Below are 12,523 nucleotides of genomic sequence, written 5' to 3' on the forward strand. Positions count from 1 at the left end.
AGATCAGTCCTCGACCGTCGACGGTTCCTCGTCCTCGTACACGGCCCGGAGGATCCGATCTTCGTCGTGCTCGATCCCCTGCGAGCGGCGGTACGCCTTGTATCCGACGAAGATCGCGATGCCGACGACCGACCAGACGACGATCAGAAGGGCGGGGCTGGCCGTCAGTCCGGCCCGGATCTGGCCCGAGAGGAGCGTCTCGAGTGCGGGCCCGAACGAGTCGAGGGCGATCGTCTGCCAGGCGAACAGGCCCATGAAAATCGCGCTGAAGCCGGCGATGATGGCGAGCACCCACGGCTTGAACCGGAGGTTACATCGCTCGTACAGCTCGGGGCGGACCCACGGCATCGCCAGGGCCGAGACCGAGTGGGCGACGTACATCATGAACAGCGCGGCCAGCGAGATGGCGAGCGCGAACTCGAACGTCCCGGTCACCAGGACCGCGACGGCGAGGACCCAGGTGATCGTCAGGCCGACGTCTGGCGTGTTGAAGCGGTCGTTGACGTGCGTGAGCGCGTCGGGCACGATGTCGTCCTCGCCGAACATGTAAAGGATGCGACTCGGGACCATGAACGTGGAGTTCAGACTGGTCGCGAACGCGAGCATGCTCCCGATCGCGACGATGCCGGCCGTCCCGAGCGGGAAGTACGTGGCGGCGGCCTCCGTCAGCGGCGTATCGGTCGCGGCCGCTCCCTCCCACCCGAGGACGCCGATGACGACGAGGGTGACGAGGGTGTAGAGGGCGCCGACGAAGACCGTGCTGTAGGCGAACACCTTCGGCAGCGTCTCGCGGGGGTTCTCCGTCTCGCCCGCGGTCTGTGCGAGCGCCTCGAAGCCGATGTACGAGAACATGAGCGCAGCCATCCCCTGGAGAAACGGGTCGACGTAGCCCGACCCGTAGAGTTCGTCCGGGAAGAGCGGGCTGAAGTTGTCCAGCTCCACGAACGCGAGTCCCGGGAGCGCGAGGAGAATCAGGATCAGCAGTAGCAAGCCAGTCATGACCGCCTGTGCGTTGCCGAAGACGTCCACGCCGGAGAGGTTCAACAGGAAGAATACGGTGACCCACACGACCGCCCACTCGGTGATTCCCAGGAACGCGAGCGGTTCGAAGAACTGCATCGCTTCGCCGAACCCGGTCGAGAGGACGGCGAGTGCCCCGATGAACGACACCCACTTCAGCCACATGAAGAGGTACCCGGCGAACAGCGAGTTCCACGTTCGCGAGATGTGTACGTACGCGCCGCCGGGGTGGTCCCCGAGCGGACTGCTCATGTACACCGAGTAGACGAGCGCCGTCGCGACGATGACCGGTACCGCCAGGACGAAGCCGAGCGGCACCGCCGGACCCATGATGCCTGCGGCCTCCGCCGTGATGACGAAGATCCCGGCCCCGATCATCGTCCCGATGATGACCGACGCGCTGTGCACCCACGACAGCTGTCGAACCAATCCGCCCGACGTGCCTTCAGTTCCCATGCGTGTGAGTGCCTTCCAACAGCGCCCCTTATAGTTTAGTATCCCACGTAGAACAGCCACATCCCCAAACATTCCGACATTTATGCTCCAGATCGTATACCATGATACACATACAACGCGTTGTACCCGTAGACCGCCGCTGTCGATGGTTTATTGTCACACGATGTCATTGACCCCAGCGAGATGGAGAGCACGAACTACGACCTGTTCGTCGACGGTGACGGTCTCGAGTCGACCGGCGACGACCGAATACCCGTCGAGTATCCGTACGATCGCGAGGTCTGGGCGACGGTTCCCGACGCAACCGGCGACGACGTCGACGCGGCCGTCACCGCCGCGAGAGAGGCGTTCGACGGCGAGTGGGGCTCGTTCGGCCCGAGTCGGCGACGGGAGATCCTCCACCAGATCGCAGATACGGTCGAGTCACACGTCGACGAACTCGCGCGTCTCGAGACGCTGGGGAACGGCCGGCACCTGCGAGAGTCCACCGCGCAGCTGGGCCACGTCGTCGAGTTCCTCCACTTCTTCGCGCGCCGGTGCGAGGAGGTAGCGGAGGGACGCGTCAACGCCGCCGAGCAGAAGGACGGACGGATGTTCAACTACGTCACGAAGGAGCCCTACGGCGTCGTCGGCGCGATCACCCCGTGGAACGTTCCGCTGTTGCTCTCGTGCTGGAAGCTCGCACCGGCCCTCGCCGCGGGGAACACGTTCGTCCACAAGCCGAGTGAGGTGACGCCGGTCAGCGCCCTCCGGCTGGCGGAGTTGCTCACAGAACACACCGACCTCCCGGACGGCGCGTACAACGTCGTCACCGGATACGGTGAGGGTGCGGGGCAGGCCCTGGTCGGCCACCCGGACGTCGACAAGGTGGCGTTCACCGGGAGTACGGAGACGGGGCGGGCCGTCGCCGCTGAAGCCGGCCGGAACCTCTCGGCCGTCTCGCTCGAACTCGGCGGCAAGAGTCCGCACGTGATCTTCCCCTCGGCCGACCTCGAGAACGCCGCCAACGGCGTGACGAAGGGGATCTTCACGTCGATGGGGCAGGTCTGCATGGCCGGGTCCCGGGTCATCGTCCACGAGGACATCCACGACGAGTTCGTCGATCTGCTCGCCGAGCGGGCCGCCGACGTCGTCCTTGGAGACCCGATGGACCCGGAAACGCACGTCGGACCGATCGCATTCGAGAGACAGTTCGAGACAGTCCGCGACTACATCGATATGGGCAGAGAGGCGGGCGCGACGCTGGCGTGTGGCGGGATCGAGACGGACGAGGAGGGCTACTTCGTCCAGCCGACCGTCCTGACCGACGTCGCGTCTGACATGCGAGTCGCCCAGGAGGAGATCTTCGGCCCGGTCGCGTCCGTCCTCACGTTTCGGGACGAGGACGAGGCGCTCGCACTGGCGAACGACGTCGACTACGGCCTCGCGGGCGCCGTCTGGACGGAAGACATGCGGCAGGCCCACCGGGCCGCCGACGAGATCAGGGCCGGCACGATATGGGTGAACGAGTACCGGGTCATCGCGCCGAACGTGCCCTTCGGCGGGTTCGAAGACAGCGGCCTCGGCCGCGAAGCCGGCCGCGAGGGGCTCGAAGCGTACTACCAGACAAAGAGCGTCTGGATGGACCTCTCCGGCGAGGTCGACAATCCGTTCAATCCGTACTGAGACGGCGCACCCGGTCAGTCGGTGCTAGAATTCGTTCGACGTCGATAGTATTCGTCAGACAGCAATAGTATTCGTACGACGACGATAGTATTCGACCGACGGCGGTGGCGCCGTCTCTAGTCGAACTCGCCGCGTTCGACCGCCTCGGCGAGTTCACGCCATCGTCGACCCGACTCCCGACCCCCTTCGAGGTACGCCTCCGGTGTCTCCGGGTCCGGCGGTCGGACGGGACCGGCGCGCATGAAGCCCGCCTCGTTCATGCGCGCCTTGACGACGGCCGGCGTGTGGCGACCGAACACCTGCATGTTCCCTTCGGGGAAGAAGGTCTCGAACGTGCGGGCCATCCGTCGAGACAGCGCGATGGCTCGCTCCCACTCGCCCGCCTCGAGCGCCGCCACCAGCGCCATCGTCGGGGCCGGACCGCAGGAGACGCTCGACGACCAGCACGCCGCCGGGACGTCGGGATCCCACGTCATCGCGGCCGCGAGGTAGGCGTCCATCTGGAGGACGGTACACTCGCCGTCGGCGTTCCTGACCTGGCGGAGTGCCTCCCAGTACTCCGGCCCCAGGCTGACGTACTTCACGCCGACGAAGTTCTCGATGGGAACGAGTCGGTCCCAGGACGAGATCGGCCGCTTGAACGCGCCCGGGTTGTCGTAGGCCACGATCCCCAGTTCCGGGACCGCCTCGGCGACCTGCCGGTAGAACGTGACCGTCGCGTCCGGCGAGAGTTCACACCACATCGGCCGGCCGAGCAGGAGACCATCGCAGCCGACGTCGCGCGCGAATTTCGCCCGGTCGATCGTCGTTCGCGTGTTCAGCGTCGTCGGGCCGGCCAGCACGGCCATCTCCTCGGCCGTCTCCGCCGCAGTACGGGTCACGGTCCGCCACTCCTCGGGTGTGAGCGCGAACGCCTCGCCTGAGGTTCCCGTCAGCATCACCGCGTTCGCGCCGGCCGCCTCCAGTTCACGGACGACCCGCGCGGTCTCGTCGACGTCGACCGTCTCCCGTGCAGCCGGGTCGTTCGCGTCTGGGGTCGCGGGCGTCGGCATGATCGCGAACACGCCGGTCACGTCGTCTGCCGTCAATCTGAGCGTCATACCGGCCGTTTCGCTCGACGTACGGTAAAGTTTGGCATACCGCGAACGGGTTTCCGATACCGTCGTTGCGTACCGCATCTGGGGTTCGACGCACCTGATTGCGACGGCACTACGGGCATCGGTCCGTCGACGCCGCAGAGTACGGGGTCCCCGACTCCCGTCCGTCGACGCCGCGGATCAGGGTCGACGCTCGGCGAGGTCGGTGACCGCCCCGGAGATCACCTCGACGCCGATTCGGAGGCTCTCCTCGTCGACGTCGAACGTCTCGGTGTGGTGGCCGCCAGGGTGATCCGTACCGACGCCGACGTACGCGGCGCGTCCACCGTTGTGCGTTACGCGTCGCATGAGGTGCGTCGCGTCCTCGCTCCCGTCTAGGACGGCGCGGTCGAGAACGGTCGTGACGCCGTCGACGTCGCCGGCGACCGCGGCGACGACGGCCGCGACCTCGTCGTCACTCTCCGCGGACGGCGCACTGGCACCGACGTCCTGGGGGATCTCGAGTTCGACGTCGTGCAGTGTCGCCGCGGACCGGAGGACGCGTTCGGCTTCGGCGTAGGTGTACTCCATGAGCTCGGTCGTCTCCCCGCGGACCTGTCCGGAGAGGACGGCCGCCTCGGGGACGACGTTCGTCGCCGTCCCACCGTCGACGACGCCGACGTTCACACGGGTCGGTCCGTCGCCGTGTCTCGGGATCGCGTAGAGGTTCTCGATCGCCGTCCCCAGCGCCTGGATCGCGTTCCGGCCCTGGTGGGGGTTCGCTCCGGCGTGCGCGGGTTCGCCGACGAACGCCGCCTGAAAGTCCCTGACCGCGAGGAACCCGTCGAACCCGGCGACGACCTCGCCGGTCGGGTGATCGAACCCGACGTGGACGGCGAGCAGGTAGTCTACGTCGTCGACGTGACCGCTCTTCGCCATCGGCTCGGCACCGCTTCCCTTCTCCTCTGCGGGCTGGAAGAACACCTTCAACGTCCCGGCGAAGTCGCTGTCGGCGACGGCGTCGAGGACGCCGAGGCCGATCGTCGTGTGCGCGTCGTGACCGCATGCGTGCATGTACCCCTCGTGTTCCGATCGGAACCCCTCGTCGGCAGGCACGTGATCCTCGCGGGCTTCGGTGATCGGGAGCGCGTCGATGTCGACCCGGAGTCCGATCGTGGGACCGTCGCCGCGGTCGAGGACGGCGACGGCACCGGTGAGCCCGCCCGAGACGGTTTCGAGCACTGACGGGTCCGCCCCGGCTGCACGAGCACGGTCGAGCCACGTCTGGAGGGTATCATCGTCGGGAACGTTCCGTCGGGCGTCGCCGTCGATCGCCGCCGGCCCGACGTACAGTTCGTCGACGTCACGCGCGTCGAGCGCCTCGACGATCCGACTCGTCGTGTAGAACTCACACCACGCGGGCTCGGGGTGTCGGTGGAGGTCTCGCCGGAACGAAACCAGGTCGTCACACTCGTCGGCGCTGCTCATGGGACCACGTTCGGCTCACACCCGGTAAAGATTCCCCCCGCTATCGACGCAGGAGGCGATTCGTCGCGGACGGTCGGTCACCCGAACTCGTCGCGGACGGTCGGTCACTCGAACTCGGCGTGGACGATCGGTCACTCGAACTCGGCGTGGACGATCGGTCACTCGAACTCGGCGTGGACGATCGGTCACTCGAACTCGGCGTGGACGATCGGTCACCCGAACTCGGCGTGGACGGTCGGTCACTCGAACTCGTCGCGGATCGCCCGTTCGAGTCGATCGAGGCCGGTCTCGAGGACGGCTTCGTCGGTCGCGTAACTGATTCGGAGGTGGCCCTCGCCGCCAGGGCCGAACGCGGTTCCGGGCGTCGTCGAGACGCCGTAGTCCGAAAGCAGGCGGAGCGCGAGGTCCATCGCCGGTTCGTCGAACGCGCGGACGTCGAGGAAGGCGTAGAACGCGCCCTCGGGATCGGCGCAGGTGATCTCCGGCCACTCCCGGACGCGCTCTAGGACAGTATCTCGACGGTCTTCGTACGCCGCGACCATCTCCTCGAACGGCTCCTGTGGGCCCTCCAGTGCTGCCAGCGCCGCCTCCTGGGACACGCTCGAGGGACACAACGTGGTCGTCTGGCGGATGACCTGCGCCGCGTCGATCACGTCCGACGGGCCGGCCAGCCAGCCGACGCGCCAGCCGGTCATCGCGTGGCCCTTCGAGAACGAGTTGACTGACAGCACCCACTCGGGGTCGTCGGCGATGGCAGCGACGCTCCGGCGGGTCCCCTCGTAGGTCAGTCGCTCGTAGACCTCGTCGGCGAGGACGTAGGCGTCGTGGTCGGCGGCGACCCGGGCGACCGCGCGCACGTCGGCCTCGTCGTAGACGCGACCAGTCGGGTTCGTCGGGCGACACAGGACGACGGCGGCGGTGTCGTCGGTGACGTGCTCGGCCACGAGGTCGGGGTCGAGATCGAACCCGGTCTCGGGCGGGAGCGAGACCTGAACGGGTTCGGCGCCGGTCAGTTCGACCTGCGCGGTGTAGTTGGCGAACCCGGGCGTCAACACCACCACCTCGTCGCCCGGGCCGGCGACCGACAGGAGCCCGACCGTGATCGCCTCGATACCGCCGGCGGTCACCAGGACGCCGTCGGCATCGACCGGGACGCCGTTCTCGCGCTCGATCCGGTCGGCGATCCCCTCGCGAAGTGGCGTCGTTCCGTAGGTCGACGTGTAGTGCGTCGCACCGCCGCGTGCCCCCTCGGCCGCTGCGTCGACGACGTACCCGGGCGTGTCGAAGTCCGGTTCGCCGATTTCGAGGCGCGCGAGGTCGCCGTCGTACGCTCGCGCTCGCTCGAACATGACTCGAATCTCGGATCCCTCGGCGCCCCTCGCACGCGCCGCGAGACGGTCCGTTTCTGACATGGTGGGGGATGACCACCTCCGGGGATAAGTCCACCGGCAGCGGCAGTCGTCCCGCTCGGCGGCGAGGGGTCCGCTCGTCGAGGTATCCAACGAGGATCCTACCGGTCGGTGACAGACCAGCATCGCCCCCGAGAGAACGGTGTCGTCGGTCAGGAGAGCACGGAGAAATCGTGTCGGCTTCGAAGCGGATGGCGAGGAGTTGACGGCGACGTCGCAGCGAGGCTCAGCCGAGCGTCGAGGGTTCGACGTTCGCTGCCTCCGAGAGGTAGGCGTTGTCGACGTACTCGCTCACGTCGATCGACTCCTCGATTTCGCCGACCTCCTGCATGCCGTCGATCGGCGCCTGGATCCAGGCCGGATCGATGCGGAGGCCGTCCTCGCCGTGGTAGTAGTCGGCGTCGGTGCCGATGATCGGTTCGAGGACCGCCCGGTCGAGCCCGATGACCTCCGTCGCGATGTCGAGGCGCTGCTCGCTGTTGGCGTCGTCGGCCCACCACTGCAGGCCCGTCCAGAAGTCCTCCAGCATGTACTCGACCGGTTCGGCGTTGTCGGCGAGGAAGTCGTCGCGGGCAGTGACGAAGATCTTGAGGAAGTCACCGAACGCGTCGGCCGTGTCGAAGACGACCTGCAGGTCCGACTCGTTCTGCTGGTAGAAGGGCTGGACGAACGTCGCGGCGTCGACCGTCCCGTCGGCCAGCGTCGCGGCCATCGCCGGGAAGTCGATCTCCTGGAACTGGACGGAGTCGACGTCGACTCCCTCCTGGACGAACACGTATCGCGCGGCGATGTCGATCGCCGTCCCGATGCCGTTGACCGCCAGCGACCCGCCCTCCAGGTCGGCCGGGTCGGTGATGTCAGACCCCGCCGTCGCACAGTACGTGTCCGCGTAGCGCGGGCCGTCGTACGTCAGCGGCGCGATGACCGTCGCGCCGCCCTGCAAGATGTCCTCTTCGATCGCGTTCGCGAGCGAGGAGTACGCGAGCAAGCCGAGGTCCGCCTCGCCGGACCCGAGCGATCGGACCACCTCGGGCGTGCTCGCCACGTCGAGGAACTCGAACTCGTACTCCTCGCCGGCGTACTCGAAGACCTCCTCTGTCATGTGATCCGACAGGTTGAACGTTGCCAGGAGGTCGTTGACCAGCGCGCCGGTCACGCCGGCGTACCTGATCGTGTTCTCGCCGTCGTCACCGCCCATGCACCCCGCCACGCCGGCGAGCGTCGTCGCACCCGTCGCCGCGAGTACCTCTCTCCGCGTCGAAAAGTTGCCTAATTCTGAACCCATAGCGTGGGATAGGATACCACCACAATAAAGTTTGAGGAAGCGGCGGTCATATTTCGAAATATATTCTAAAAAACGTAATACTGTTCAACAAATAGGGCGGAGTAGTGCAGATGCGTACGATTTAAACCGACTCAGTGCGCCGACGCCGAGTCAGTGGCCCGACCCGATGACGAGTTCCTCGTGGACGGCAGAGCGAATCTCGGTCGCCGTCTCCAGGAACGCGTCGGTCCGGAGTACCTCGTCTCGGGGCAACGACCGGTCGATGTCGACCGAAACGACGGTCTTGACCTCGCCGGGCTGGGCGGTGAGCACGATTACCCGGTCCGAGAGGTAGGTGGCCTCCTCGATGTCGTGCGTCACGAAGAGTGACGTCCTGTCCGTCTCGGTGCAGATGTCGAGCAGATCCTCCTGGAGGAGTTCGCGCGTCTGGTCGTCGAGGGCGCCGAACGGCTCGTCCATCAGGAGAATCGCCGGGTCGTACGCGAGCGTCCGGGCGATGGCGACGCGCTGTTTCATCCCGCCGGAGAGTTCCGTCGGATACTTGTCGGCGTCCCCCTCGAGACCGACGCGGGCGAGTTCGGCGCGGGCGCGCGATTCGATCGCCTCCGCGTCGAGGTCGGTGACGTGCGACAGGCCGAACGTGACGTTCTCCATGGCGGTCTTCCAGGGGTAGAGCGCGTACTCCTGGAAGACGACGCCGCGGTCGGTCCCCGGCCCGTCGATCGGGTCGCCGTCGACGGCGATCGTGCCCGCCGTCGGATCGAGGAATCCGCCGGTCAGGTAGAGGAGGGTACTCTTTCCGCAGCCACTCGGGCCGACGATCGAGACGAACTCGCCCTCGTCGGCGCGCACGGAGACGTCAGAGAGCGCGGTCACCGCGTCGTCGCCCGAACCGTAAACGTGCGTGATGTCGTCGAGCGTGACGGTTGCCATCGGGTGTCTCGCGAAGGATACCGGTCGACCGAGATAAGCCTTCGTCTCCCGGTTGCCTGGGTGGGGCAGTACACCCTTCGCCCCGGTGAGTCTGCGATTCGGGTACGGTACACCGACGGGTGACGTCACTCGGGGCACGATCGCAACGCGCATCAGTCTCACGATGCGTTCCGATACCGACGCCCGGGTCAAGTCACCGATTCCCCGGGTCGTCACCGGGTCCAGTTCGTCACCGAGTGCAATTCGTCACCGGGTACCGTTCGTCACCGGGTGCAATTCGTCACCGGGCTACGCTCGGCACTGTACCCGGCTCGTCACTGTGCCCACCAGGTGAATCGGGCCTGGAGCATCCGGAAGACACCGTCGAAGAGGAGTCCGAACAGGGCGACAACCACGATGACCGCGATGGCGTCGGCCGTCTGGAAGCTCCGCATCGACTCCGTGAGGATCTGTCCCAGTCCCGACGGGGCCAGCACCATCTCGGAGACGACGATCACGGCGAACGTCAGGAACAGCGAGATCTGGGCGCCGTTCAGCACGTCCGGTAGGGACGCGGGCAAGACGACCTTCACCGCGGTCTGTAGGCGCGAGAGACCCATCGCACGGGCGGACCATATCAGTTCGCGATCGACCGACTTCGTCCCGCCGTGCGTGGCGATCGCCACGGGGAAGAACGCCTCGAAGGCCGCCAGGGTGACCACGGCCGTCGTGTTGGGTCCGAGCCAGAGGATGAAGACCGGGACGAGCGTGATCTTCGGGATCGGGAACAGCGTCGAGAGGATCGGGTCGAAGAACCACTCGACCAGGCGGAACTGCGACATGGTCAACCCGACCAGCACGCCCGCGCTGACGCCGATTGCGAACGCAGCGCCGGCGCGCGGAAGCGTCACCGCGATCGCCTCGGTCAGCGTCCCCTCGGACGTCAGCGAGACGAACGACTCCCAGACGGCCGTCGGCGGCGGGAGCGTCCGCTCGTCGATCAGTTCGAAGTGAGCGATCACCGCCCACCCGAGCAGGACGGTCAGCAGCGGGCCGACGTAGGTGACCACCCGTGTCGAACCGCTCTGCAGGCGGTCGCGGATGGTCCCGTCCGGGTACGCGCCGCTCATAGCGCGCTCACCCCCTGATCACTCCAGCGCAGCAGGTACGCCGTTATGCGCAGGTAGAGCCGATCGAGAAGCGCGACGGCGGCGGTGATCAGGACCACCGTGGCGAACAGCTCCTCGTACTGGCCGTACTGGCTGAACTGCATGACCATGTTTCCGAGTCCGGCCCGACCGCCGATCATCTCCGCGGAGACGACGATGATGAACGAGAAGATCATCCCGATGCGGACGCCGGTCAGGATCGTCGGAAGCGACGCCGGAAACACGACCGCGTAGGTCTCCCTGAGTCGCCCGATACCGAGGGATCGAGACACCCACAGGAGTTCCTCCTGGACGGTCGAGGCCCCGTTGTACGTGCTGATCAGGATCGGGAGCAACCCGCCGACGGCGGCGAGTGCCACGACCGGGAGGTGGCCCCACCCGAGCCAGAACACGAGTAGCGGCGTCATCGGCGCCTTCGGGACCGGGTAGCTTAACCCGATCACCGGCTCGACCGCGGACGCGATCCGGTCGTTGCGAGCCATGAGCAGGCCGAGTGGAATCGCGACGGCCATCGCGACGAGGAGCCCTGCGAACCCGCGGAGGAGGGTATCGATCGCGTTGGTCCGGAATTCGGTCGACCCGCCGAGCGAGACGATCTCCGGCACGACGGCCGAGAACGGCGGCAGTATCTCCGCAGAGACGACCGACCCCGACGCCACTTCCCAGCACAACAGGACGATCACGATCGGAACGATCGCGAGTACTCGCCGCAGCGTCGCGTTGCCATCGTACACCGATCGAACGGTGGGACCGATGCCCGCCGACCCCTGCTGGTTCGTCGCCACGTCACCACCTCGCAACCGCGTGAGGCGAACGGGCTCTGGCGTTCGCGACGGATTCGGACCCCAGAGTCCGGGGGCGAGGACCGATCGACCGGTGCTGCGATCCTCCCTCGAGTCCACCGGGAGCACCGGTCCCGAAACCATCCGTCGCGGTCGCTCCACCGCCGTTCGGATCGGTCCGTGGTACCGATCTCCACCTCCACCCCTCTCGGCGTCCCGTCGGCACTATCATGCTATCGGTTGGCATCAGTTACACCGGCAAAAGCCTTCGGAAGGCGGCCATCGGTCGGTACGGTCCAGGGATCGGAGCGGTGTCGTCGGCGTCGGCGCCGTCCAGTCGTCCCTCGGCTTCGGCGCCGTCCAGTCGGTGGCCACCCCTAGTCGTACTCGTGAGCCACGCTGTCCGGAACGTCCATGCTGACGAGATCGTTGTCGATGCGGCGCTGGATCTCGTCCGCGAAGTTCCGGACGAGGATCTCCTTCATGTCCTCGCCCAGCTCGGCAGTCGCGCCGCGCGCGTCCCCGAGAATGCCGTTCGCAACCTGCTCTCTGACGCCGTGGGTGAACGATTCGAGCTGAGACTGGGGGATCCGTTCCGGCTCGTAGAACGCCGGTTCCGTCATTCCCTCCTCGGCTTTGTCCATGTCGACGAGTTCCCCGTAATCGTAGAGCATTCGCGCCGTTTCCGACAGTCCGGCGTGGACGCCGGCGACCTCTCGCGGAATGTCGTTCTCCTCGCAGTACTCCGTGAGTTCGTCGAAGTCCATGCTGACGAAGTAGACGTCCGCCTCGTCCTGGAGGTCGATCGCGATCTTCGGCGTGTACGTTCGCATGACGTCGACGTTGCCCCCGTGTGACGGGATCAGCGCGATGTTCTCGAACCCCATCCGCGCGAGTGACTCGCAGTACTCGGTGAGGAGTCGAACGAACGTTTCACGCGAGATGGAGAACGTTCCCGGAAAGTCGACGTGGTGGTCGGAACAGCCGGGACGGATCGTCGGCGCCACCAGCGCGTTCCCCAGTCGGTTCGCGACCCCCTCGGCGATCGAGTAGCCGAGGTAATTGTCGACGCCCGTCGGCAGGTGTGGGCCGTGCTGTTCGATCGCACCACAGGCGAGAACGGCGGTGTCGTAGCCGTTTTCGAGTTTGTCGGCGACTTCGGTCCACGACAGTTCTTCGATCAGGACTGAATCGTTCTTGGTCGTCACGGTAGGAACACACACGGCAGCCTCCCCTAAATTTCTAACTTAATTTATATAAT

At 66.5% G+C, this 12,523-nt stretch carries 10 protein-coding genes; 1 reads left to right on the forward strand and 9 read right to left on the reverse strand.

The window, feature by feature from the left end; genetic code table 11:
* Positions 1-3: 3 nt before the first annotated feature.
* Positions 4-1,476 (reverse strand): APC family permease, encoded by a 1,473-nt coding sequence (locus NO366_RS01935; RefSeq protein WP_256532631.1) that lies wholly within the window; start codon positions 1,474-1,476, stop codon positions 4-6.
* A 183-nt stretch (positions 1,477-1,659) separates the two neighbouring features.
* On the opposite strand from NO366_RS01935, the gene NO366_RS01940 reads away from it, so the two are divergent.
* On the forward strand, positions 1,660-3,141 hold the full coding sequence (locus NO366_RS01940) for an aldehyde dehydrogenase (protein WP_256532632.1): 1,482 nt from the start codon (positions 1,660-1,662) through the stop codon (positions 3,139-3,141).
* A 116-nt stretch (positions 3,142-3,257) separates the two neighbouring features.
* Here the strand turns inward: NO366_RS01940 and NO366_RS01945 are convergent, their stop codons facing one another.
* The 8 genes from NO366_RS01945 to NO366_RS01980 form a co-directional block, all read right to left on the reverse strand.
* Entirely contained in the window at positions 3,258-4,241 is a 984-nt protein-coding gene (locus NO366_RS01945; RefSeq protein WP_256532633.1) for a dihydrodipicolinate synthase family protein, read from the reverse strand.
* A gap of 177 nt (positions 4,242-4,418) precedes the next feature.
* Positions 4,419-5,705 carry an amidohydrolase gene (locus tag NO366_RS01950; RefSeq protein ID WP_256532634.1) on the reverse strand — a complete coding sequence of 429 codons (1,287 nt, stop codon included), beginning with the start codon at positions 5,703-5,705 and terminating at the stop codon, positions 4,419-4,421.
* 239 nt (positions 5,706-5,944) lie between these two features.
* Positions 5,945-7,117 (reverse strand): pyridoxal phosphate-dependent aminotransferase, encoded by a 1,173-nt coding sequence (locus tag NO366_RS01955; RefSeq protein ID WP_256532635.1) that lies wholly within the window; start codon positions 7,115-7,117, stop codon positions 5,945-5,947.
* Positions 7,118-7,340: 223 nt separating this feature from the next.
* Positions 7,341-8,399, reverse strand: coding sequence for an ABC transporter substrate-binding protein (locus tag NO366_RS01960; RefSeq protein ID WP_256532636.1), 1,059 nt, complete (start codon positions 8,397-8,399; stop codon positions 7,341-7,343).
* 150 nt (positions 8,400-8,549) lie between these two features.
* The gene (locus tag NO366_RS01965) at positions 8,550-9,332 is read right to left on the reverse strand and encodes an ABC transporter ATP-binding protein (RefSeq protein ID WP_256532637.1); all 783 of its coding nucleotides are present in this window, start codon (positions 9,330-9,332) and stop codon (positions 8,550-8,552) included.
* A 314-nt stretch (positions 9,333-9,646) separates the two neighbouring features.
* Positions 9,647-10,441 carry an ABC transporter permease gene (locus tag NO366_RS01970; RefSeq protein ID WP_256532638.1) on the reverse strand — a complete coding sequence of 265 codons (795 nt, stop codon included), beginning with the start codon at positions 10,439-10,441 and terminating at the stop codon, positions 9,647-9,649.
* Entirely contained in the window at positions 10,438-11,265 is an 828-nt protein-coding gene (locus tag NO366_RS01975; RefSeq protein WP_256532639.1) for an ABC transporter permease, read from the reverse strand. Before NO366_RS01975 ends, NO366_RS01970 begins: the two co-directional genes overlap by 4 nt.
* Before the next feature lie 374 nt (positions 11,266-11,639).
* Positions 11,640-12,470 (reverse strand): creatininase family protein, encoded by an 831-nt coding sequence (locus tag NO366_RS01980; protein WP_256532640.1) that lies wholly within the window; start codon positions 12,468-12,470, stop codon positions 11,640-11,642.
* Positions 12,471-12,523: the final 53 nt, after the last annotated feature.

The sequence above is a fragment of the Halovivax cerinus genome, assembly GCF_024498195.1.
GTDB classification, from domain to species: domain Archaea; phylum Halobacteriota; class Halobacteria; order Halobacteriales; family Natrialbaceae; genus Halovivax; species Halovivax cerinus.

Coding starts and splice junctions, on each gene's coding strand:
- NO366_RS01935 (WP_256532631.1), bottom strand. CDS start 1,476: ATGGGAACTGAAGGCACGTCGGGCGGATTGGTTCGACAGCTGTCGTGG.
- NO366_RS01940 (WP_256532632.1), top strand. CDS start 1,660: ATGGAGAGCACGAACTACGACCTGTTCGTCGACGGTGACGGTCTCGAG.
- NO366_RS01945 (WP_256532633.1), bottom strand. CDS start 4,241: ATGACGCTCAGATTGACGGCAGACGACGTGACCGGCGTGTTCGCGATC.
- NO366_RS01950 (WP_256532634.1), bottom strand. CDS start 5,705: ATGAGCAGCGCCGACGAGTGTGACGACCTGGTTTCGTTCCGGCGAGAC.
- NO366_RS01955 (WP_256532635.1), bottom strand. CDS start 7,117: ATGTCAGAAACGGACCGTCTCGCGGCGCGTGCGAGGGGCGCCGAGGGA.
- NO366_RS01960 (WP_256532636.1), bottom strand. CDS start 8,399: ATGGGTTCAGAATTAGGCAACTTTTCGACGCGGAGAGAGGTACTCGCG.
- NO366_RS01965 (WP_256532637.1), bottom strand. CDS start 9,332: ATGGCAACCGTCACGCTCGACGACATCACGCACGTTTACGGTTCGGGC.
- NO366_RS01970 (WP_256532638.1), bottom strand. CDS start 10,441: ATGAGCGGCGCGTACCCGGACGGGACCATCCGCGACCGCCTGCAGAGC.